General features: G+C 44.1%; 20 protein-coding genes. 4 read left to right on the plus strand and 16 right to left on the minus strand.

Annotated elements, in window-relative coordinates; translation table 11 throughout:
- Window positions 1–52 precede the first annotated feature (52 nt).
- From MHH46_RS19870 to MHH46_RS19910, 9 genes are all read right to left on the minus strand, one after another.
- Complete coding sequence (locus MHH46_RS19870; RefSeq protein ID WP_076190740.1) at window positions 53–1,261, minus strand: hypothetical protein; 1,209 nt, start codon at window positions 1,259–1,261, stop codon at window positions 53–55.
- Window positions 1,262–1,295: 34 nt separating this feature from the next.
- Window positions 1,296–2,690 (minus strand): hypothetical protein, encoded by a 1,395-nt coding sequence (locus MHH46_RS19875; protein WP_076190738.1) that lies wholly within the window; start codon window positions 2,688–2,690, stop codon window positions 1,296–1,298.
- A 61-nt stretch (window positions 2,691–2,751) separates the two neighbouring features.
- Window positions 2,752–3,303 carry a DUF4303 domain-containing protein gene (locus tag MHH46_RS19880; protein WP_076190736.1) on the minus strand — a complete coding sequence of 184 codons (552 nt, stop codon included), beginning with the start codon at window positions 3,301–3,303 and terminating at the stop codon, window positions 2,752–2,754.
- Window positions 3,304–3,366: 63 nt separating this feature from the next.
- Window positions 3,367–3,933, minus strand: coding sequence for a hypothetical protein (locus MHH46_RS19885; RefSeq protein ID WP_076127226.1), 567 nt, complete (start codon window positions 3,931–3,933; stop codon window positions 3,367–3,369).
- Window positions 3,934–3,970: 37 nt separating this feature from the next.
- Entirely contained in the window at window positions 3,971–4,720 is a 750-nt protein-coding gene (locus MHH46_RS19890; protein WP_076190734.1) for a hypothetical protein, read from the minus strand.
- A gap of 180 nt (window positions 4,721–4,900) precedes the next feature.
- A complete protein-coding gene (locus MHH46_RS19895; RefSeq protein WP_076190732.1) occupies window positions 4,901–5,518 on the minus strand; it encodes a hypothetical protein in 618 nt (205 codons plus the stop codon).
- Window positions 5,519–5,586: 68 nt separating this feature from the next.
- The gene (locus MHH46_RS19900) at window positions 5,587–6,159 is read right to left on the minus strand and encodes a hypothetical protein (protein ID WP_076190730.1); all 573 of its coding nucleotides are present in this window, start codon (window positions 6,157–6,159) and stop codon (window positions 5,587–5,589) included.
- Window positions 6,160–6,569: 410 nt separating this feature from the next.
- The gene (locus MHH46_RS19905; RefSeq protein WP_076190728.1) at window positions 6,570–8,501 is read right to left on the minus strand and encodes an AraC family transcriptional regulator; all 1,932 of its coding nucleotides are present in this window, start codon (window positions 8,499–8,501) and stop codon (window positions 6,570–6,572) included.
- A 288-nt stretch (window positions 8,502–8,789) separates the two neighbouring features.
- Complete coding sequence (locus MHH46_RS19910) at window positions 8,790–9,161, minus strand: MerR family transcriptional regulator (protein ID WP_076190725.1); 372 nt, start codon at window positions 9,159–9,161, stop codon at window positions 8,790–8,792.
- 135 nt (window positions 9,162–9,296) lie between these two features.
- Between MHH46_RS19910 and MHH46_RS19915 the strand changes: the two genes are divergently transcribed.
- A complete protein-coding gene (locus MHH46_RS19915; RefSeq protein WP_076190723.1) occupies window positions 9,297–10,055 on the plus strand; it encodes an SDR family oxidoreductase in 759 nt (252 codons plus the stop codon).
- Between the two features lie 137 nt (window positions 10,056–10,192).
- On the opposite strand, the gene hcp is transcribed toward MHH46_RS19915, so the two are convergent.
- The 7 genes from hcp to MHH46_RS19950 all read right to left on the minus strand — a co-directional run bounded on the left by hcp (window position 10,193) and on the right by MHH46_RS19950 (window position 18,038).
- Window positions 10,193–11,485 carry a hydroxylamine reductase gene (gene hcp, locus MHH46_RS19920; protein ID WP_076182902.1) on the minus strand — a complete coding sequence of 431 codons (1,293 nt, stop codon included), beginning with the start codon at window positions 11,483–11,485 and terminating at the stop codon, window positions 10,193–10,195.
- A 93-nt stretch (window positions 11,486–11,578) separates the two neighbouring features.
- Complete coding sequence (locus MHH46_RS19925; protein WP_143762721.1) at window positions 11,579–12,979, minus strand: MFS transporter; 1,401 nt, start codon at window positions 12,977–12,979, stop codon at window positions 11,579–11,581.
- Window positions 12,980–13,167: 188 nt separating this feature from the next.
- Window positions 13,168–13,725: a cysteine hydrolase family protein gene (locus MHH46_RS19930; protein WP_076127240.1), complete on the minus strand. Its 558-nt coding sequence runs from the start codon at window positions 13,723–13,725 to the stop codon at window positions 13,168–13,170.
- 201 nt (window positions 13,726–13,926) lie between these two features.
- Entirely contained in the window at window positions 13,927–14,535 is a 609-nt protein-coding gene (locus tag MHH46_RS19935; protein ID WP_076190720.1) for a CPBP family intramembrane glutamic endopeptidase, read from the minus strand.
- Window positions 14,536–14,645: 110 nt separating this feature from the next.
- A complete protein-coding gene (locus tag MHH46_RS19940) occupies window positions 14,646–15,968 on the minus strand; it encodes a sensor histidine kinase (RefSeq protein ID WP_076190717.1) in 1,323 nt (440 codons plus the stop codon).
- Window positions 15,969–16,694 carry a LytTR family DNA-binding domain-containing protein gene (locus tag MHH46_RS19945; RefSeq protein WP_076190714.1) on the minus strand — a complete coding sequence of 242 codons (726 nt, stop codon included), beginning with the start codon at window positions 16,692–16,694 and terminating at the stop codon, window positions 15,969–15,971. It abuts the gene before it with no gap.
- A gap of 129 nt (window positions 16,695–16,823) precedes the next feature.
- Entirely contained in the window at window positions 16,824–18,038 is a 1,215-nt protein-coding gene (locus MHH46_RS19950) for an MFS transporter (RefSeq protein ID WP_076127246.1), read from the minus strand.
- Window positions 18,039–18,374: 336 nt separating this feature from the next.
- Here MHH46_RS19950 and MHH46_RS19955 point away from each other — a divergent pair, with 336 nt between their 5' ends.
- The 3 genes from MHH46_RS19955 (at window position 18,375) to MHH46_RS19965 (ending at window position 22,505) form a co-directional block, all read left to right on the plus strand.
- Window positions 18,375–19,955, plus strand: a complete 1,581-nt coding sequence (locus tag MHH46_RS19955; RefSeq protein ID WP_256717179.1) for a spore germination protein — start codon at window positions 18,375–18,377, stop codon at window positions 19,953–19,955.
- 5 nt (window positions 19,956–19,960) lie between these two features.
- A complete protein-coding gene (locus MHH46_RS19960) occupies window positions 19,961–21,130 on the plus strand; it encodes a Ger(x)C family spore germination protein (RefSeq protein WP_175623572.1) in 1,170 nt (389 codons plus the stop codon).
- Between the two features lie 268 nt (window positions 21,131–21,398).
- Entirely contained in the window at window positions 21,399–22,505 is a 1,107-nt protein-coding gene (locus tag MHH46_RS19965; RefSeq protein ID WP_076190710.1) for an endospore germination permease, read from the plus strand.
- Window positions 22,506–22,870 lie beyond the last annotated feature (365 nt).

Genomic DNA, 22,870 nt, shown 5'->3' on the forward strand with positions numbered 1-22,870 from the left:
AAACCTCTGGGTCATTCCGATTTCTATTCTAGGGGTGTGACTTTCAATTCATTTAGTAATCGCGTGCTGCATCGAACCAGCGTTGAGCCATCTCCTCTGTGATAGGCTGGCCAATCAGGTGGTCAGACTGGCTAAGTTGCCATACTGCTTCACCAAGGTCTTCTCGTTCGGTGGTTTCGATGCCCTTAAGATTGTTGAAGCGTACGGTGAAAGCGGTAATGGCGGCCTCGGCTTCAGCAAAGCTACGGGCTTCGGACAAGGTTACCTGTGCAACGTTGTAAGCTTCATTAGCCAGCTTGGCTAGACGTTTAGCCCAGGAGGAGAATGGGCGGCCAAACTCGGTCGTCCACCACTCTGGCTTTCGTAATTGGCTCACTGAAGCATGGTCGGTCCAAGGACGGGTTTCAGCGCGAGTTTTCATTTGCTTTTTTAGACGCTTGCCAGCGCTTTCTTCGACATTGTAGGCGATGAATCTGTCAAGCAACGGCCACGCGTTCAAGGTCGGCAAGTCCCCCAGATCAGGCATGAAGCGCAGCTCCAGATTCGTTAACTGGGTATGATGAGCTAATAAATTCAGGTCGCAGAAGTTTCCCCACAAACTCAGTGAGTTAAGGTTTGGGTACCGGTTTAGACACTCTAGCGAGATGGGCTGTCCCAGCGGTGCGTTATGTAGCGTCAAGCTCGTTACCTGGTGCAGCTCCCCCATATCGGGCAGCAAAAAAGGGGGATCATTCTTACGTCGGCCGGTGCGCGGTGCTAGTGTAAGAGAAGATGGCATATCACCTGTGGCCGAGAAGCGTGATAGATCGCCGGACACACTCAGGCGGAAAGGCTGCTTCGGAAGTATTAGGCTAAGGGACCTCCCGGATGCTTCCAACTCGACATGCAAGCCATGCAAATTGGACTGACTGGCGTCCGCCACCGTGTCCGCAGATAGGATCGGAGTCCATGTCATCTCTTCAATGGGACGTTTCTGTGCCCAGTCAAAGAAGCCTGAATCACTGCCTGTATAATGCAGAAATCGCGGCCAGGGAGAGCCAGCCGGTGTGGCAAAGACATCGAATACGGTCCAATCGATAGGCGCATCAGACGCGACATGAAGGTCAACCTTTTTCCCCAATTGCGACGGACCCATGGATAGACTGCCCACACCGGGCTTAAGGACAAGAGTATGACTACGTGGACCTGTCAGGTTGATAGGATAACTACCAACTTCTCTAACAGAACCAGCTGAAGGACCAGCTTGGCTATCATTTGGCATTTCTATCATCCTTTCCTCTAATGCATATCAAGATCTAACTATTCACACCTGACTCTATCTTCTCTGTAATAAATTGTTTGAATCTTGTAAAATACCGCTCTGATGCTTCCCAGCGCCTAAGATCCAAATAGGACATGTCCTGCTTGCCATATTGATCGGGCGGCTGATAATGCCGGGAAACATAAGTTCCATTGTCCACTGTATAAAAATAATACGCTTCATCTGGAGTCCTGATTTCAATCCGACCATGTAGAAGGTCTCCGTCCTCGTCTGTATGCGTTTGACGGAAGCTGTAACATTTAGAGCCGTCCCAGAACCCGCCATTCTCCTCCACTTCCGAATATAATTCCTGAATTACAGTGTGTTGCAAAATGTCTTGCACATACTGTACCTCAATGTTTCGTAAATAAAGCTCAGCCATATTAACGCAGGTCAGCAACATCGTCCAGCAATCGCTAATCTCTGCTAGTTGTTCCTGAGACTCTTCTGTAATGTCCTCCCACTCAGACCCTTCTTCTATGGTTCTCTTCAACAAACCGACAGAATGATCTTGCTCCAGCCAAATATAATAGTGATGCCGGTTATCATTCATATAAACGCTAAGATCCCGCTCATCCCCGTCAGCATCAATATGCTCCAGTTGAACTTTGAAAAAAACGTCTTGCTCCCGAAAATTAAAAGAAGGCTTGTCACTTGGCATTAAAATACACTGCGTCAACTTCAATATATTTTCTTCATTGATTGTGTTATGGGTGAAATATAAATGAACAGCTTTCTTGCTAGCGGGGGATTCCTTTATTTTTTTTAGAGCAGAACGGCCTTCTTTAATTACGTTCACCAGTGTGCCAAAGGAAAAGTCCTCCTCATCCTCTTCCATATCCAAAAAAACTTCATCAATCAACACTTCATGAATGTCTACCGGAAGCTCCTGAAATACGCCGTCCCCCTCCCACACATTTACTAAGCAGGCGATCGATTTATGTCCGTCCACTTTGAAACTGTACTCGTCATCCTGAACCAAAACCGCAGCGCTGAGATCACCTTTAACAATCGTTTCCCCATGATTGTAGGAGCCGCATAATATTTCCTCAATCATCAGGTTGCCCGAAACATAAATTTCCTGACCGCCTACAGCTATATTTTTCGCACTCATATTACCGGTCACCAAAAGCCCTATGGCACCATCCGTTTCTTTATTATAAAGATTGTCTACAGTAAAATTTCCTTCTATAAAAATGATGATTACCTCTTTTTGTTGCGGGAAAGGTTGCTCCCAATCTAGATTAAGAGAAGGCAGCGTCAAATCCCCTTCATAGTAAGCGGCAAGTTGCTCGTCACTAAAATCTTGGTAAAACTTCGCCCACCAAGATCCTTCGGGAAATTTATCTGCTAGTTGGCTAATAGGAATGAATCTGAAAAGATTGCTCATAAATTATTTTCCTCTCATTTTAAATCCGAATATAGTAGACGATTTCCGAAAGCGGAGGCTTCTACTCCGCCGCTTCCGCCAACCATACTTGCATAGCTGGAGATTCTGCCCGATTCAAACGGAGGGCGATTTCAGTATTGATCTCATCCGGAGGCATGACTTCGACAAGGACGCATACTGACTCTCGCAGTTGATTCAAGGCAAACACACCTTCATCATCGAGTATTTTCATCGCCAGCTCCATGGCCTTCAGCCTCAAATCAAACTCGCGATTCACTTCGTCATTCTCAAGATCAGCTATGAAAGAACGCTCGGTAAATCGCTGTTTAACATTATCAAAGTTCTCATCGCCGAAACAACAATAGGGCGAATCCGCATAAGACCATTTGATAAGTTCCGCAATCGTCGATGCCGGTGTGTCACTTTCGACGCCTTGCCTGGCTGCTTCTACCTCCAAAGCTTCCCACGACCAGGCGGAGATACTTGGCGCATGTCCCTCACCAGTAGTGTAAAGGGTACAGTAATAGTAACATTCGCCATTTTCAAAAAGAGCGCGAAAAGACGTTCTAGCAGCATCGGCGATCTCTATCGCCAGCCTCTCTATTTCTTGCATCGGCTTCCTCCTTTCCGTTAGTGGATCCGTTCAGGCAGGATGTCTTCTATTTGCTCCAGCCTTCTAGAAATGATATGGCGGTGCTTTTTCTACTACAAGGTTATCAGGATGAACATCAGTTGGCTCATAGTCATTCATACGGAGAAGGATATACTCAATCTCTTCTAATGGCATCTGCAATTTCTGGCTGACTTCATAAAGATCCATGTCTTGCGAAAGTAGGTCCCGTGCTTGATTTAACTTTCCATTTAGCCAATTGTTTTCGAGCATCCATTTTTTCACTAGGTCCAGTAGTTGATTTTGGTTTTCCTTAACTGCATGCTTATTATATTTAGCAACTGACTCTGACAAATAGTTAAAAAGGTGAATACCTAATCCCTCACGTTGCTCATGCTTGGACATCCGTTGGTACTGTTCATAACTTATGCTGATATCTAATTCGAGGGTATGATCCCTGCTATCAAACCGTCTGGATGTTTTTCGACCATAACCTTCAGGTAAAACACGCAACACAAAAAAGATATCATAGGGAAACTCCCATGTATTTGCTAATTCCTCTAAGGGCAGCAGTTCATCTCTCAATTGACCCACACACGTTCCATGTGTATCCAAAGTAAAAACTAGTTTCATGCATACCTCCCTCTCCCAGACTTATGGAGCCCCCAGATTAGCTGTTATTTTCTGAAATCGCTTCGCAGCCTTTCGACAAGAGCCACTGCTCCATTACGGCAAACGCCTGCCCCATATCCTGTTCATAGAAGATGGCCACCTCTTGCTGGTAGGCATAATTCAACCGTACATAGCCTCCCAGCTGCCGGTAGAACAGGAAACAAACATAGGCATTCTCAATAAACAAATCCGGCGGAAATTCATGTTGGCACAATCCAGCCAGTTCGGGTAGCGTAAGCTGGTCCTGCCCTTGTGGCAAACGCAAAAAGCGATGGCTGCGAGTGCCCGTCCACGGTTCATAATAGACGCTCTCCCCTTGACTGATTCCATACACCTGACGATAAATTTCGTCCAGCACCAAGGCGTACAACCCTTCGTCTTCCTGCTCCCCTGCTTGCAGGGAAATCGCCTTTACGTGCTCCGCATGCCGAGGTAGCCAAAGCAGCCCAGCTGTCTGGGGATGTATTGCCAGAAAATCTCCGTCCACCGTTGTACCTATAACGATACACTCACCGATCTGTTGCTCAGTAATGGGGCTATTCTCGTCATGCTCCCATAATCCGTACTCTGCAAAAGGTTTAAGCACCTCCGCATCCGGAAACTGAACATTCAGCCACCCTCTGTAAGTCCCTTCGCCGAATCGCCGCAAAAAACGGAGGTAGCCCGGTGGATAAACAGTGGCGTCTTCCTTTGCAAGTGCTTGGTTTTGACCATCAGACAGCGGTTTTGGCCGAGATACGATGTACATAAATACTCCTCCTGCTGCCCCCAACATGCAACTCTTCCAGATAGAGAATTCTTTAAAATATTGCAGGTTGAGCAGCTTTTTTATCCAAGATAATACTGAAATTTTAGAGAGTGCAACATATCAATCCCCAATTTTTGAATTCTCCAGCTTGGCCAATGCCTCGGTGTAATTTGCCCTGGACTATTTGCCACCCATCACAAGCCCATATTTATTGAAAATCCACGATTTGCTCAAATCGTGAATCGCACCATGGCTTATACGCACAGAAGGCTTTTGCTCCTTCATAGCATCTGCATCATGCGCCGAGAAGCGAAGCGGCTTTGTCATTTTTTTAATAGCACCCGTTATTTCATCGAAAAACGTATATGTTAACGGCTTATGATCCCGAATATCCTCATAGATATAATACTTCCCTTTTTCATCTTCCAAATCTATTTGAAAGCCTTTAGGAAATGATAGCAAGATACACGGCAGTTCATCCTCTGCCCATTGTCCGTAATATGGAAAATAGACACTCTCATTTCTCGCGAAAAATCCGGAGCTTTCATTATCAGACGTAACAGAAATGGAATAAACAAAGAAAGGGGGACCCTCATTCCTTTTTTTCTCTGCCGTAAAATAATGATAAAAGGTCTGATATGCTTCATACACCTGTTTCAGATCATGCTCTGTCTGGGCATAATTGGTTAGATGAAATTGCGCTTGCTTATGTTCAAAACGCTTCAAAACGCCTTCAAACTCTTCCGGCCTGATGAAGAATCTAAGTTTATAAAATCCGCTGTTCTTTAATTTATCCATTTCTTTTCGCTCACCGCCATGTATTAAAATGTCATCTCAGAGGTCCTTAGCCATTTACTCGTGTATTTTCAAAATTCATATTTCACAAATCGATTTTTGAGAGCTTCTTCGTACGGGATCCACTCCCAGTCACTCCATAAAGACATGCTTACGATTTCTGACAGCTTATCTACGGCTTGTCCCGGACTCGTAATGCCAATGAAGCCGTCAAAATCCTCATTACGGATATCCAACGCTTTTCGCAAGTAATCATCATTGAGACGCTCTTCCCGGAGTAGTTCATATTCATCCCTCGTCCACTGCTCACAAAAGATCTTTTCGGCTTGAATGTCTCCATTCTCGAACAACGACAACTCGAATATCTCCTCATTCATATATCCGGCGGTCATCACTGGCTCCCCGGTAAGCTGGGACAACGTTTTACCGGCCTTCTTCACCGTACCCCATACAAAATAATCGTGGAGCACGCTGATCCAGTTTTCGTTGCTTTTGCTTACATACATTACAACCTTGTTCTCTGGAGCTTCATGATTTTTCTTGCCTAATACTTTGGCATGCCCTTCGCTTAGCTCTCTTAATGCTTCGACAGTCTTCTCAAGGTTGTTCGACTTGATATGCAAATTTGCGAATGATCTTCCCACGAAATGGCCTCCTCTAATCGCTTTTTTAATCAGCCGGATTCTTATTTATATCCTATTGATCGGGTCTATGAATGTCTCATATTTCCATTATAGTGATCGCTTGTCCTGAGTCTACCTACTTTTCACCTGGATTTTAGAAATAACCTTTGCACAAAAAGAATTATAAACTTGACCGTTCAGCACAATCTCTAGTCCCTTCCCCACTCCGCTCTTAAAAAAAGGAGGGTATCCCTCTGCCATTTTATGACGTTTAGGACACCCTCTGTCGAGCTATTCCGCACCCCCACAACACTCTTCATCTTTCCAAAACAAAATTTTTTCGTCGTCACTTATGGTAAGGATCAGCGCGCTGGCTGTAACGGCAAGTTCTGATTTTATATTACCGTTCGATCAATCCTTACTCTAGGCAGTTACCGACTCGCTGCCTCGATGATCCAGTCGGTCAAATCGTTGATTTGTCTTTTCACGGCGATTGGGTCGCGGTACCAGGATTGGTTCTCCGTCCATAAAAATACCCGATTGTTGCGAATCGGCTCTAGCGACCCCCAGATTGGATCAGCCTGCAGCGATTCCAAGCTGGCTTCCGTCGTCAGAATCAAATAATCACCCATGTACTCCGAAAGTTTCTCCAGCGAAAATTCATAGTAGGATTCCTTCAGCATAAATTCTGGAACCGTCGTCGGCGGCTTCAGCCCCATTATTTCATACATCAGCCGGCCGCCTCGTCCCGATTTCGGACCAAAAAGGCTCACGTTTCCATCGTACTCTTGCATAATCGAAAGCGTCTCTCCTTCGGGAACGGCTTGTTGGACTTTCTCCCGAATGTCTGCAATGTCCTTCTCGAATTGTTCGTTCCATTTCTCCGCTTCCTCACGTCTATCCAGCAACTCGCCAAAATACAGCATTTCTTCCTGAATGGATACAAACTGATTGTAAGGAACCGATACCGTAGGTGCGATCATCTGATATTTCTCGACTACCTCAGGCTGTGGATTATGCGTTATGATTAAATCCGGATTGAGTTCCAGCAGCTTCTCTAACGAGTCGCCTACATCCGTCACGACGTCCAGCATTCCCTCGAGATAAGGACTCGACATCAAGAACGATTCGGCTGCGATCGGCTGGACTTCCAGAGCAAGTACGGTGCCGAGATAAGAAATTGCCGCTACGCGCTGAGGGTGTGCAGGAACTGCGACATCGCCGAAAGCGGTCTTGACTACCTTGATCTCAGAAGATGCCAAAACCTCTGACTCTTGAGTGATCATGGTTGGAGAAGCGCTGACGGCAACCTGGCTGTTCGTTGCACCTCCGTTGTTCACCGACCCACCACAAGCTGTTAACATCACGGTCAAACATAACAGCATCACTGCATAAAAACTTCGGGTTGCTCTAGTCATTTTATTCGCCCCATCCTGTTGAAATTGATAATCAATATCACTCACATAAAAAGGATAGCTTAATGACCGGCTTAGAACAACGGACGATTGTGACCTATTCCTTGCATGATCTGAAACGAACTGGCCGTATCGTTTACGATATTGACCTGGCGTCATGCCGGCATGCTTTTTGAACATGCGGCTGAAATAAATGAGGTCCGGATAACCGACATGTGATGCTATTTCCTGTTGTGTTGCTATCGTACCGGCCAGCAGAGCCTTCGCATCTTCCATTCGGAAACGAATGACGTAGTCCAGCGGACTGAGCCCTGTCTGTTCTTTAAATTTTCGCGATATATATTGTTGGCTGTAATTCAATTGCCGAGCAAGCTCCTCAAACGAGATCGGCTGGCGATAATTCCTGGACAAATGTCGAATAACTTGCTCCGATAAAGATGGCTCGCCGGCTCCGAACAGACGCTCCCTCAGGACAGCGTGAACGAAGCGGATAAAGTCTCCCTTGGCCGACAGCCGGGTTAATCCGTCGTCAGATTTAAGCCAACCGTCGCGTATCGTTTGAAGCAGCTCAAGCATGGCCAGCGGTTCGCCAGGCGGGAACCCCCAGCTTTCCAGAAACGGGTCGGATTCCTCCATCATCATATGAAATTCGCGCGAGGCCGAAGCGGGGAGAAACGCTTTGTAGAGTACGATATATACATTCAGCGCTTCTCGGCTCCGAACCGTCACCAGAGAGCCTTTGCCGGCGTGCAGTACATGGAAACGATCGCACAGCCATACCTCATCGTCAACCCACAACTCGCCTTGTCCTTGAAAAGCGAATAAAAATGCGCTTGCCGGCAAACGGTATTGATTCAAATCGTTGTCGATTCCGGCCTGCTTTAGCCGTACGTCCAGTACACTCATAATCACCTGGTTCCATATTTGTATAAGTTTCAGAACATCCATAACTGATTCGCAAACTCCCTTTAAATTCTCAAGAGATAATCATTCTCAATTGAATCATGTTTCTAAACACAATAACGAATACGTCTAGCGCTGTCAATAAAGTGTTGCCGAATGAGACGAGGATGCGAATAGCGAGGCATACGGCTATTTTGCCGGAGTCTAGCCCAAAAGCAAAAGACGCTGATCCGCAAACATACGTGCGGAACTAGCGTCTATCAATGAATCGTGAGGGCCCTTTTTTTGATCTCACAATTATCGTAATCATTGGCATACTTTTATGTCGCCTGCTTAGTAAATGCCTGTCTCTTTCGCAAGGGAATTTTTGTAGGCTGCAATTTTGTCTTTCAACATCTTCTCTGTGGCTGTTAAGTTTCTGATTTGGCTCTGTATAGAGTTACTATGATTCTCAAGAAGGTTCAAGCGGGCTTGGGCCGTATGCTCTCCTTCTAAATATAACTGCGCATATTCTCTAATTTGTGAGATCGGCATTTGGGTTTGTTTCAACCTCATCACAAATCGCAGCCAAGCAAGATTGGAGTCATCATATAATCTTTCTCCATTCGCATTCCGCATCGGAGCAATAATTTTTTCCTTTTCATAATATCTCAGTGTATATGCGGTAATCCCTAGTAATTTGGCTACATCGCTGATCGTATACATACAAGCCCCCGAATCTATGTTGATTTTAAGAGTCCCCATAATTATAAAAAATATTTGACTTAGAGTAAACTCTAAGCTTTATGATTACATCGTTGTTGAAACACTAAATATTCTTGTAAAAACGGAGGAATTCATATGAAATATACTGTAATTACAGGCGCCAGTTCAGGTATAGGTTTTGAAACCGCTCTAGCCTTTGCGGCTCGCGGTAAAAACTTAATTGTTACAGCCCGCAGAAGGGAGCAACTGGAGGAGCTAAAATCTGAAATCAATCATAACTCCCCCGATATAGATGTCGTTATTCGAGTAACTGACTTATCCGTTTCTAGTAATGCTTATAAGCTTTATAAGGATCTACAAGGGTTCGAAATCGAAACTTGGATCAACAATGCGGGGTTTGGAAATTTCGCTTCAGTGGCCAAGCAAGATTTAGATAAAATTTCTGCAATGCTGCATCTGAACATTGAATCGTTGACGATCCTTTCCTCTCTATTCGTTCGTGATTATTCCAATGTTGAAGGAACACAATTAATCAACGTTTCATCCGGTGGCGGCTATACGATTGTGGGAAATGCCATTACGTACTGTGCGACTAAGTTCTATGTGAGTGCCTTTACTGAAGGACTCTCTCATGAGTTGAAGAGTCAAGGTGCACTTATGCAGGCTAAAGTGCTAGCACCTGCCGCAACAGAAACAGAATTCGCGAAGCTTTCTTTCGATATCCCCGAATTCGAATATCATGGGACTGTGCCGAAATATCATACCGCGAAGGACATGGCTGGATTCATGCTTGACCTGTATGATAACGATCATGTTGTGGGGATTGTTAATGGTTTGACGTACGAGTTCGAGTTGAGAGATACCCTCTATAATTATGTGGCGAGCACGCGATAAGCTCATCTTGTAATGGCAAGTTAAGAAGCATTACCATCCATTACGGATCGCTATGCTTCGACAATGATGTATCACCTAAATCCCCTATCAAAAAAAGGCTGCCAATCCCTTATGGGCGGCAACCTTTGATTTTTACTCTACGACAACGCCAACATCGCGTTCATATCTTCTTCAGCAGTAGTAATTAGCTTCAATCCAAAAAGCTCTACCAGAACATCCAGTACACCTGGTGAAATGAACTCGGGTGGCTTTGGTCCGATGCGAATGTCCTGAATGCCGAGACTGAACAAGCCTAGCAGAATGGCTACTGCTTTTTGCTCAAACCAAGACAGCACGATGCTGACAGGCAGCTCGTTCACCGTACACTCAAATGCCTCAGCCAGAGCCATAGCAATCTTCACTGTAGAACCGGAATTATTACATTGCCCAAGGTCAATGTAACGTGGAATACCGGTGTCTCCAACGGTGCCATAATCTACGTCATTAAAGCGGAACTTTCCGCAAGAAGTCGTTAAAATGACAGTATCGTTCGGTAAGGAAGTCGCCAACTCACGGTAGTAATTCCCGCCAGTACCTGGCGCATCACAGCCAGCAATGACGAAAAACCGGCGGATATGCCCGTCTTTGACAGCTTGAATGATCTCTGGTGCTAACCCGATTACAGTTTCATGATGATATCCGGTCGTAAGTACCAGATCTGACTCTACATCAGCCGCAGGTAGGGACAACGCACGATTAATTAATGGGGAGAAATCGTCGCCCGTTATTTTCTCTACACCTTCCAGCCCCGCTACTTCATATGAGAAAAAGCGGTCTGCATACGTGCCTTTAATCGGCATTACACAGTTTGTGGTAGCAAGAATTGCACCGGGAAACTGCTCGAACAATCTACGCTGATCATACCATGCTTTGCCGATGTTGCCTTTCAGATGCTTATACTTTTTGAGTGCAGGATATCCATGCGCAGGCAGCATTTCTGAGTGGGTATAAATGTTGATGCCTTTCCCCTCTGTCTGCCGCAGTAATTCCTCCAGCGCATATAAATTATGTCCTGTTACAACAATACATTGACCTTCAATTTTGTTCTGACTGACTGTGATCGGTTGCGGAATGCCAAAGCGGTCCGTATGCGCACGATCCAGTACATCCATGATGCGAACCGCCGCTTCCCCGACCTTCATAGCCATCTCCAAATGTTCCTGTGTATTAAAGTTGGAATTGGTCAACGTCATATACAAAGCTTCGTGGGTGATACGATCCACCTCGGGATCGCTATATCCTAGCTGCCGGGCATGTGTCGCATACGCTGCAATTCCTTTTAATGCAAAAATCATCGTATCCTGCAAACTCGCAATGGTTTCATTTTTGCCACATACCCCTACAACGGTGCATCCGCCATTCGGTGTCTGTTCACATTGGTAACAAAACATATCGTTATCCTCCATATCTAGATAATCATTCGTTACTTCCAACGTAACAGAACACCAAAGCTTGAGTTGTGATTACACACACATTTTTTTAGATCAAGCAGATTTAAATGTCCTTCTATTTATAACAACCATTAATACAATAACGCTTAAACAAATGAAAATATTAATCTCAAAAACCAATTTGAACGCCTGCAACTGACTCCCTTGTCCTGTCTCTCCACTCATCACACCAAGTCCAAGTGCTGAGCCAAAGACCATACCCGCATTTCTTGTTAAAGCAATTAATCCGCCAATCGAACCCACGTGTTCCCGTGGTGTCTGCTGCATAATGAAGCTATTATTAGGAGAGGCAATGAGCCCCATACCAAGGCCAATAAGAGATAGAATCGCCGCGATTCCATAAATCGGTATATGATCTAAATACACCAGTAACAAGATAAACCCGCTTCCCATGCAGCTCAGTCCCATAAGCATCAAACGATGAGAGCCATAACGGTCGGAGCAGTAGCCTGCGAGAGGACCTGCAAACGCCAAGGCAATGGGATAAGCCGCCATAATATATCCTGTCGTAGATGACGAGAACGGAGCCGAAGTCCCCATCAAATAAAATGGAATGAGGACAAGCAATGTATTAGATAAAATAAAAGAGGCACAGCTAACGATCAAGCCTCCCGCTACAGTTGGAATTTTCAATGCTTGTAAGGGTAGAAAAGGATTCTTTTGCTTCCGCTCCCAGAATAGAAAAGTAATCAACAACAAGGAAACCCCCACCAAACTTGTCATTGTCCGCACGGACACCCAGCCCCATTTGCTCCCATTTGTTATTACGAGAAGGACCAAGGTGATGAATGCCATAAACAAGCTGGCCCCCACGAAGCTGATAGCACCCGGCTTGCGCTCTTGCACACGGTTCGGTATGTACCGATATGCCATAATTGTAGCCACAATCGCCACAGGAACATGGATTAAAAACAACCATTTCCAGCTCAGCCACTCTGCAATCAAACCTCCCGCTATAGGTCCCGTCATCCCGCCCAGCGCGACAGCTGTACTTAAAATTCCGAGTGCACGACCTCTTTGCTCTTTCGGCATATGAATGGTAATGAGTGCAATATTAGTTGCTTGAAACATTGCAGCTCCTACTCCTTGTACAACTCTGAGCGTTAGCAATATTGGCAGATTAGGTGAAAAAGCGACTAGGACAGAACCCACAGTAAAAATAATAAATCCAAGATTGTGAATCCGGCGAAAACCATAACGGTCGCCTAGTTTCCCCATAACAGGAAGAAGAGCCGTAATCACTAGCAGATAACCTGTTGTGATCCATAATCCCTTCCCAAGCTCTGTCTGAAAATAATTCACAATAAAAGGAAGCGACACATTCACAATTCCAGCTGTAAAATGGGAAATAAACGCCCCCATACAAATAGCCGCCATCATTCCCAGCCGCTGCCCGTGTGTGCTTTTAAACTCTATATCTTTTGCTGCCATCATGTTGATCCCGTCCCTACTCATATTGTTTAAGAATTACTAACAATTATAAGTAGATCCCTTGCAATAACAATCCCATAAAGATGGGATGGAAATGGTTTAGGCGAATATGTCTATCAGTATAGGTGAGGAAAATCAGAGGTCCTGCGAAACAGCAAAAAGCGGCACATTTAAGTGCCGCCACTGAATTATTATCTATAAGAGTCATGCGTTGGGCGAAACAAATCTTCTTCGGAACTTCTGACCATAGAAAAATGTTCGACATTGTAGTGCCCATGTAATGTTTTATTGTGATGCTTGATGATTTGTTCTGCACTTAAAACATCATTGTCCGTTGTAGAATGACCATCTCCGACCAATGTAACATCCATGCCGCTAACCGTAGCCGTCCGAACCGCAGTATCGATGCAGTGTTGAGTTTTACATCCCATAATCACCACATGCTCAATCTGCTGATCTTTCAGATATTGTAGCAGCTCAGTTCCGTGAAAAGAATTCGTTGCCAGCTTATCAAAGATTTTGGCATTTGCAGACCTGTTGATTTCATTGTGAACTTGAAAGCCTGTACCTGTTCCTTCAGCGACATCTAGATCCCTAACGAACACAACTTCGACATCGGCTTCTTTTGCTTGTTCAATCACTTTATTAATATTCCGGATAAGCTGCTCTTTATTGAATACTGCACTTTCCTTTTCGTTTCCATCCATTAATTCTTGTTGTGCATCGATGATTAATAATACCTGATTCAAATGATTTTCCCCTTTCGAATGGTGGGGAAACGTCAACACGCTTGATCAGTTAAACGTTATCCCCATATCATTTTGCAAGCTGACATTGTTTTTCATAATATCTACCTCCCAATAAAAATGGTATATAAACTTTAATCTTATAATTTAAGACTTTTTTAGTTTACCATATTTTTAAAATGTACTCTCTAAAAACTTTGATTGCTACATCCATTGATACATCATAAAAATGGTGGAAATCAGATTAGTCAGCCCGTGCAGAACCCAACCTGGAATGATCGAACCGCCGGATAATTTCTCATCCAACATTCCGATGCTCCAACCCACAAAACCTGTAAGAATCATTACAACAGCAGAATTCAATAATCCGGAACTGCTGTATAACAGTACAGCATGTACGACACCAAATAATAAAGCTTGAGCACAGTTTCCAATTCCGAATCCGAATTTCGAACTTAACCGTTTACCAATGAAGCCGCGGAACAGAATCTCTTCGGACAAGCTAGTCTGCAACCAAGAATAAATCAATGCCGGAATCAAACCTTTAAGACCTGTACCATAAAACTGTGAGCTGGCCAAAGTATTCTTATCCAGCATATAGATTGCTGTAAGCATTCCCAGGCTGGTGAATATAGTCATGGTAAGTATAAACCATAGTATGAACTGCTTCCTAGAAAGCAATTGGGGTTTCTTCCAGCCAATCCACATGGCAAAGGATGAAGTTGTTCTGCTTGTAAAAAACCAGTATGTATAGGGAATGATGCTGAATAAGATGAGCTGAAGGACTGCACTGATGAGCAATGACAATGTCAACGGAATACCCTCCCTTTAATAAGAACAGCCTCAATATATCATGGACCGCTGCTTACCAGCGGGAAGAGACCGTAACTTGCAGGTTAGGTGGAGTAGTTGGTTGCGGATTGCTACTCAGGCAGTGGTAATACCGCCAACATCATGAACTGCCCATTCTCATATCTGAAACTGACGCTTCCTTGAAGCTGTTGAACCGCATACTCAATGCTTTCGATTCCGAACCCTCTACGCCCAAAGTTCCGCTTGCTGGACAAAAAAGAGCCCTGCCCGTCCTCTGTAAGCAGAGATGCAGGATTCTTTAAAGAAATCACCAATAACCCGTCGCAATAAATCACTTCCAGCCCAATAACATTCTGCTCTGACTCTGGCAATCTCTGAACCCCTTCGATTGCATTCTCTAATGCATTGCCTAAAATAATTGCAATTTCAACCTCTTTGCCTGCAAGTAACAGGTCCTGCGGGATGCAAAAATGAGATTGCATTGTAACTTGATGTAGCTCGGCTTTGGCGAACTTCTCATTATAGATGGCATCAATAGCTATATTTCCAGAAGAAATATACTTTTCTCCTGCCTCCTGTGTCGAAGCAAGCTCCGCAATATATCGCTTGGCTTCTTGTACAGCTCCTTCATCCAGCAGAGAATGAATAAGGATCAACACATGGTTCAGATCATGCCGCAAACGCTGTGCTTCCTGATTATCTTTCAGTTTACTCGTGTAATCCTTCACTTGCTGCTGAAGCACATGATTATGCAATTCTATTTGCATCCGTTTCATTAACTTTTGATATATAAACATTACAGCCACATTAATTACAAGAATCCCAAGCAGGATGAATACAAAATCAAACGGAATATCAAAAGGTTTATCACTGGAATGTCTCAGATTCACAATAATAATAAGCAAAGAACCCGCCGAAACAAGATTCAGCACAGCCCAATCCTGATTCGACAGTAACGTTGTGGTATCCACTTTGAACAATCGCAGCAATAGCAGACATAACATGATGCTTAGCAAAACAACAAATAGGAAAGCAAAAGATAACCACCAGAAATTAACTGTATCTATTCCCTCGGCATTGAGTGGGATATGCTGAATCCCAGACCATACCAGCATCTCAATAACCACCGTAAACACTGTATAGAAACTGCTAAAGAACAGCTTTTGTAGCACACTGCCGCGGAAATAAAAAATAGTAATCAGACTATACACAAGCAGGTGAAGGATGACCGAATCAACTAGAGGTAAGCTAGCAGCGGTAAGCGATTTAATTATATAAAAGATAATAAGACAACCTATAAATGACTGTTTGCTCCTGCTCAGGATCAGGAATTTCTTGAGAAAAATATAAAATGTGACCCCTTGCGGGACATATATAAGGACGAGCATAAATACACCAAAAAAGTAAGGACTAATCTCCCGGATGAAAGACATTTATCTTAAGAGCCTCTTTTCTATAAAGGCATGGTATGACCGTAAAGAATCAGAGCTTCTACTGCGGCTGACGGGAAGCTCCACCCCGTTCTTCAGCTGAATAAGTTCTTTGCTTAAAGAACGAACATACAGCCAATTTACCAGGAATCCCGTATGTACGCGACAAAAATCATGTGATCCCAGCTGTCCTTCCAACTCTCTCAGTTTGCCATAATACGAGTAAGTCCCTTGTTCAGTACAAAGGACCAATTTTTTGCCTCGTTCTACCGTGATATACATAATATCATCTACCCTTAAATTATAGCTCATATGATGGATTGAGAATGACAGCACGTTGTTTCTTTGCATGCATTGCTGAATGGCTTTGACTGTGGCGGTCTGCAGTTCATGTTCATCAATGGGTTTCAGTAAATAGCGAAAGGGATGAACCGCAAAGCTTCTTCTCATATAACTTGTATGGCTGGTGACATAGATAATTAATACCCTGGCATCTTTGAGCCGGATCTTCTCTGCGACTTCTATACCGTTATACTCGGGCATCTCCATATCCAGATAAACTATATCGTATGCGGTAGTCGTCATTGCCTGAAGCAGGGTTTGGCCTGATTCAAAAATCTCAATAGAGGCAGTCATCCCTTGCAGGCTGGTTATCTGCTTCATGAGTAATTCTTCCAATCGCGAGGCATCTTGCCTCTGATCGTCACAGATTGCAATGTGAAGATTCATATTATGTATCCCTCCAAGTGAACGTAATTCTATCATATTATAATTTGAAAAAATATGAAGAACCGCCAATAAGCCGATCCTCTCGGACCGGCCTATAAACTCTTTTTTACAGGGAAGTTTCTACCCTAGTCAATTCATCGGAAGAGCGGACGCCAGCCGCCGAAACTGGATGAAAATAAACAGAGCGGTCAGCATCACCACAATTCCTGAACCGAGGAACCATAGCTGCACACCGTATCGATCCACCACAGGTCCTGCCAACAGCAGCCCAATTGGCGAAGACAACATCATAATGCTGGTCACGAGTGAAATGACACGCCCAAGCATCTCGGGTTCAAAAGAACGTTGGATCATCGCCATGAAGGGACCGTTGAAGAAGGGTGCCGCACTGCCCATCAAGAACGAGAGAATGGCAAAGATCACAAATGCATTCGGACCAATCAAACCACTGATCACACAGGTAAGACCGATGACTAGCAGACCTACGCTCATATAGCTAATGTCGCTCCATTTAGATGAGAACATCGACAATAGCAGACCACCTAAAATCATCCCGATGCTGAACACCGCTTCCACCAGGCTGGCACTGTATCCTCCACGGCCAAAATGAGACAATGTCATATAAGGAAACAGTGTCGCTAACGGCATAAATGCGATACTAAACACCGCAGTAGCCCCCGTAATCAACACAATGGGTTTCGCTTGAATGAGTGCGTTCCAACCCAAACGGAATTCTTGAACGAAAGACGGCGCAACTGTAGCCTGCACTTTAGGCTGATGGATCTTCACCATGAACAGCATCAGATTCGCAATCAAAGCCCCGGCCACATCGAGTAGTAATACTGCCCCGAGCGAAGTTGCCGAGTAAACCGCTATCCCAAGTGCAGGACCCATTACATTCGAGAAAGAGAACACCATCTGCTGCCAGCCCGCGACTCTTGTCAATTCTTCTTCAGGTGCAATCAACGGTACAGCCGCCTGAAAAGCCGGAGCATGAAAGGCTGATGCCGCCGAACGCAAGCTCAGAATGACATACACAAAGCCAAGTCCCGGTTCCCCCCACATGAAATAAATACCTAATATCAGACTGAAGAGCGCAATTGCGCTATCAGCAATAATCATCGTTATTTTACGATTCCAACGGTCCAGCCAGACCCCTACAAAAGGACCCAAGACCGCTTGCGGCAAAAACGCTGCCAACCCAGCAATCATCAAAACTGCCGCTGACCCTGTCGATTCCGTCAAGTGCCAGATCACCGCGAATTGAACCATCGAACTCGTGAGAATCGAGAAAATCTGTCCGCTAAAAATAAGGGCGAAGGCTTTTTTCCATTGTATTTGCATAAGGTCATCTCCTTTGATTAAAAACTTAAATAAACTCATTCCATGAGCATAGGCACACTGAAACAGGCACATCACAAATAAACTCATTTCCATATCTCAAAAAAATGAATGAGTCCACTTGTCTTGCACCACTGATTACCATAAACGAATGGAATGGGTCACAAGGAGCACCTCCTGGAAAAAATTATGTTCATTATAACATCGCATCTCTTCCCTGAGCCAGTTCCAATTGTTCTTTTTACGAAAAATTTGATCTATCTCTATCTTCCGAATAAATTCCTAAATAAGGGAGAAGATAAAAATCACTTAACATCTCATTTATTTAAGGAGAATTGCATGCGGAAATTTTTTAACGCCAAGACACCTCCGTCTAATCCTAAGGTGCACCCTCAATTGGAAGCCGAAAATGAGCTTTCAATGAAGGATCTTTTTTCCCATGCTATCTCTGCGTCTCTCGAAGACAACTTACAGATTATTAATAATTGTTTTGCGAATTGTTCGGACCTAAAGGTTATTCCATGGCATTATGGCCCGGATCTTAAGTATGAAGCCTCATCCGTCTATTTCAATACACTTACTAAGTCTGACCCTACAAATTATTTTAAAGATGTCTTGCAGAATTTAGTTCCGCATGAGCTGGGTCCCACCTTGGACGTGACCGTTGAAGATGTCATCTCCTATTTTGAAAAAAATGGTGTTTCATCACCGCTGCTTGAATTAATGGACAATATCGGTCAAGCCATTAAGGGGATTCTTGATGGGAAAGTTGTCCTTTTCTTTACAGGTTGGCAAAAAGCCGTTGCCTATTATGCCTTCGATGTAGAACAGCGCCAAACCTCTGAGCCCATTTCAGAGCCTACTGTTCAAGGTCCCCACGTCAGCTTTATAGAAAGCTTAGAGCGTAATGTAGGTGTTATTCGTAGTTTGCTGAAATCTACTAATCTTAAGTTCGAGTTCTTTACCTCTGGTAAGCAGGTTCAAAGAACGTTGTCCTATGGTTATCTGGATGGAGTAGTCAAACCAGAAACATTAAATCAATTCAAACAACGGATAGCAAGTATTGATCAGGAAGAAATTCTTGACGTTTCCTATCTCGAAGAGTGGATCGGTGATTCGCTCTACTCACCATTTCCACAAGTCCGCTATACAGAACGACCGGATACAGCTATAACAGCTCTGCTAGACGGAAAGATTATTGCCATGGTTAACGGAAGTCCTTCCATTCTGATCTGTCCCGGGAATTTCATGGAGTTTTTTACGAATAGTGAAGATTATTACTACCGGACCATTTTTTCATCATTGATAAGAATGATTAGGGTCGCTGCCTTCATCATCGCCCTGCTGTTACCCAGTACCTATATTGCCTTATCCAACTTCCATTCCGAACTAATTCCCACAGTTCTGCTGCTTGCCATTCTAAACACACGCGAAGGAATCCCCTTTCCGGCTATGGTTGAAGCTTTGATCATGGAGTTTTTCTTTGAGCTATTGAGAGAGGCGGGCATACGCTTACCCAGACCGATTGGGTCGGCCGTCAGTATCGTTGGGGCATTGGTCATTGGACAAGCTGCTATTCAATCGCAGATTGCCTCTCCGGTCATGGTCATTGTCGTCGCTTTGACAGGCATTGCCTCATTTGCGCTACCTCAATACAATATGGCAATTGCGCTGCGGATTTTACGGTTTCCCTTAATGATTCTCGCGGCAACATTCGGAGGACTTGGCATCATGGTCGGTTTTATTCTAATTTATCTCCATCTGGCTACCTTGCGCTCTTTAGGAGAACCGTATTTAGACTCGTTAGCTCCGCTAGATCTTAAAAGAGTACGTGATTCTATTTTTCTACTTCCGAGAAGACTGCTGCTTCATTCACCACGAAATCGACACCTATATAAAAAGACTTCAGGAAGGAAGTAGATATAGTGAAGCGGCTTACTACCATACTAATTTCCCTTCTTGTACTCACTCTAACTAGCGGATGCTGGGATAATAAAGAATTGGACGAGTATGGGTATGTGCAGGCGGTCGCCATTGACCAAAGCGAAGACAATCGGATTGTGATTACGACACATTTCTATAATCCTTCCACCAAAATAGAAATGGGACAAGCAGGGGATCCAGCGTCCAAGGGAATTAATATTGTTACGAGTGGAGAAACCTTTTTTGAAGCAATAAGGGAGATCCCGGCAAAATTTGGTCGAAAAGCCAAATGGGATCATATGCGTGTCATATTAATCGGGGAGCAACTAGCCAGAACCTCGAACATCCGGGAGGTACTTGATTTTTTCTCCAGGGATCAAGAACCGCGTGGTACCGTTCTTCCTCTCATCGCTGAGCAATCTGCGGCACCATTTTTAGATATCAACCCGTTTATCGAGCAGACCATTGGTCAACAGTATAAGAGAATGGAGACGAGCGGTGCTCTATATGCCGCAAAAACTTCCAAGATTCCTCTCTATGAGCTGGCTATACAAATGTGTAGCCCCTCCAATACTTCCATCATCCCTTACCTGCATAAGACCAGTTTGGATCATAAACCCTTGATATCTGGGCTGGCTGTAATTCATGACGGTAAAATGATTGACATTCTAAAGGAGAAGGATACAGAAGCATTCATGATGCTGACGGATAGATATATCTATGGAGTACTAGAATTTCCTTGCCCGGATGAGACCGAAGTACCGTTGCGAAAAAAAGAAACGCTTGAAGTGCTTACCTTCAACAGTACGCTTACTCCAATCGTAAAAAACGGTTCTGTGTCCGTCGGTGTAAACATTGCTATTGAAGGGATGATCGGAGAATTACGTTGCTCACATTTAAAAAACAATAAGGACATGAAGCTTTTTGAGCAGCGTATCATAACTCAGGTTGAACAACAGGTTGAGCACGCAACCAAGTTTTTGAAAACAAAAAAGATCGACGCACTCGGAATTGGCAATCAGATTTACCGGAAAAATCCGCAGCTGTGGAAACAACTAGAGCCTCAATGGAAGGATACATTCGCCCAGACTCAGTTCGATATCAACGTTGATGTCAAAGTGTTAAGTACTGGAATGAACTCAGGCACAATATTTGGAACAAAGGAGAAGTAGCTATGGTGGGAAAAATAATCTGCGTTCTCTTATTAGCTTCCGCTATGCTAGCCCATGACATCCCAAGGTTTAGACAAGCCTCCATCCGCGATCGAGTAGTTTATGGAGTATTATTACTACCCGTACTTTATCTCGGATTTATCTTTATTGCAGCTAAGCCATGGCCCAATTTAGATTCCATCTTCAATTTATTCACGGCTCCAGCTGAGCACATCGTCCATTGGATCAACCCTGCCATTTCATAAGCTTAAAGAATGAGGAGGAACGTATGAATAAGCAAGAACGTGTTAGTTCGATCCAAATGTCCATGCTGTTTCTCTTCTTTATGACCGGTTCCTCAATCGTTATCGTCCCTGCGTCACTAACTAACTTTGCCGGCAACGGAGCCTGGATATCCCTCTTAATCGCCTCGGCCATAGGAATGGCTCTGCTTTCCGGTATTCTATATTTGAACCGACGAGCGCCAGATCTTTCGCTTGTGGAACAAAGCCGCTCCGTACTTGGAAACGGACTGACCCTAGTCCTCCTGATTCCTTTCACTTGTGTACTGTTTTGGAATGTCGCTGGAATTGTAATTGAGATCGGAACCTTTTTCAAAAGCACGATGTTAAAAGAAACGCCCACTTACGCAGTAAATACCATGTTTTTTATTACGATTGCGATGACAGCTCTAGCTGGAATTGAAGTGATTGCCCGCATGGCAGCCGTCCTAATGTCACTAATGTTCGGATTTATCATCTTAGTCTGGATACTCGTAGCAGGGTTGTATCATCCCGAGTACCTACTGCCCATCATGCCTGATGGATTTAGGCCTATCCTAAGCGCTGCATATGTAGTCTATGGCTTCCCCTATTCCGAGCTTATCGTTTTTTCGATGATTTTACCGTTCGTGCGTAAAGAAGACAATTCTAAACTGGGAAAACAGATGTATCTTGCACTCATCATCAATGCCCTGACGTTAATTGCTTCTGTCATTAGCAGTATTATGGTATTGGGACCACTGTCCGGCAGCTTGAAATATTCATTATATCAGTTGGCGAGACTCATTTATTTTCAGGAAACCATTGAAAGAATCGAATCCGTGATTGGTTTTTCACTCATTATCGGCTTCTATTTCAAGGCTTCTATCCTGCTGCTTATTCTTATTAAAGTACTAAAGGAGCTTCTGAGATTGAATGATGAACGTTTAATTGTTTTCCCACTTGCTTTTGTCTGCCTGCTGTTATCTGTAACGACTTACACACAGGAGTCTGAGCTTGAGAAAATCGTGAATACTACATGGCCCTTGCTCACTAACCTAGCTTACATCCTGCCGTTTCTTCTGATTCTATTGGTCACTTTTATTCGTTATCATATAAATCAACACAAAAAATAACCCGTTCTAAACGGATTCAATTCCCCTATCTCATTTCGCAGACTTCGGCTTCTTCTTTTCTTGAATCCAGCCCGCCAGCAAAAGTATTGCTCTACATAATTGCTTGCCATCGCGATTGAAGATTCTGAGATTTCCTGACCCAGAGGACGTTATTCCCAATTTTTTGGCCTTTGGAGCAGAGTTTCGGACTCCACTGACGCTATCTCATATAAAAAGACTCATATTGAGTGTTTTTTGTGGGAATAGCTGCTATACAGTCCGCTAGGATGCAAAATATGGACCAATGACGCGTTTAAGGTCAGCTGTGTCCGATGGGCTTGGTCTGTGCAATTGTTATTGGATCAAACGAAGCAAAGTAGGGATGC

Origin of the sequence: Paenibacillus sp. FSL H8-0175 (assembly GCF_045040615.1) — a bacterium.
Taxonomy (GTDB): domain Bacteria; phylum Bacillota; class Bacilli; order Paenibacillales; family Paenibacillaceae; genus Paenibacillus_AQ; species Paenibacillus_AQ odorifer.

Bases quoted from the DNA above. Each gene is read 5' to 3' on its own strand.
- MHH46_RS19870 (WP_076190740.1), bottom strand. From the start codon at position 1,261: ATGCCAAATGATAGCCAAGCTGGTCCTTCAGCTGGTTCTGTTAGAGAA.
- MHH46_RS19955 (WP_256717179.1), top strand. From the start codon at position 18,375: ATGCGGAAATTTTTTAACGCCAAGACACCTCCGTCTAATCCTAAGGTG.
- MHH46_RS19890 (WP_076190734.1), bottom strand. From the start codon at position 4,720: ATGTACATCGTATCTCGGCCAAAACCGCTGTCTGATGGTCAAAACCAA.
- MHH46_RS19915 (WP_076190723.1), top strand. From the start codon at position 9,297: ATGAAATATACTGTAATTACAGGCGCCAGTTCAGGTATAGGTTTTGAA.
- MHH46_RS19965 (WP_076190710.1), top strand. From the start codon at position 21,399: ATGAATAAGCAAGAACGTGTTAGTTCGATCCAAATGTCCATGCTGTTT.
- MHH46_RS19950 (WP_076127246.1), bottom strand. From the start codon at position 18,038: ATGCAAATACAATGGAAAAAAGCCTTCGCCCTTATTTTTAGCGGACAG.
- MHH46_RS19945 (WP_076190714.1), bottom strand. From the start codon at position 16,694: ATGAATCTTCACATTGCAATCTGTGACGATCAGAGGCAAGATGCCTCG.
- MHH46_RS19885 (WP_076127226.1), bottom strand. From the start codon at position 3,933: ATGAAACTAGTTTTTACTTTGGATACACATGGAACGTGTGTGGGTCAA.
- MHH46_RS19925 (WP_143762721.1), bottom strand. From the start codon at position 12,979: ATGATGGCAGCAAAAGATATAGAGTTTAAAAGCACACACGGGCAGCGG.
- MHH46_RS19880 (WP_076190736.1), bottom strand. From the start codon at position 3,303: ATGCAAGAAATAGAGAGGCTGGCGATAGAGATCGCCGATGCTGCTAGA.
- MHH46_RS19895 (WP_076190732.1), bottom strand. From the start codon at position 5,518: ATGGATAAATTAAAGAACAGCGGATTTTATAAACTTAGATTCTTCATC.
- MHH46_RS19910 (WP_076190725.1), bottom strand. From the start codon at position 9,161: ATGTATACGATCAGCGATGTAGCCAAATTACTAGGGATTACCGCATAT.
- MHH46_RS19875 (WP_076190738.1), bottom strand. From the start codon at position 2,690: ATGAGCAATCTTTTCAGATTCATTCCTATTAGCCAACTAGCAGATAAA.
- hcp (WP_076182902.1), bottom strand. From the start codon at position 11,485: ATGTTTTGTTACCAATGTGAACAGACACCGAATGGCGGATGCACCGTT.
- MHH46_RS19940 (WP_076190717.1), bottom strand. From the start codon at position 15,968: ATGTCTTTCATCCGGGAGATTAGTCCTTACTTTTTTGGTGTATTTATG.
- MHH46_RS19905 (WP_076190728.1), bottom strand. From the start codon at position 8,501: ATGGATGTTCTGAAACTTATACAAATATGGAACCAGGTGATTATGAGT.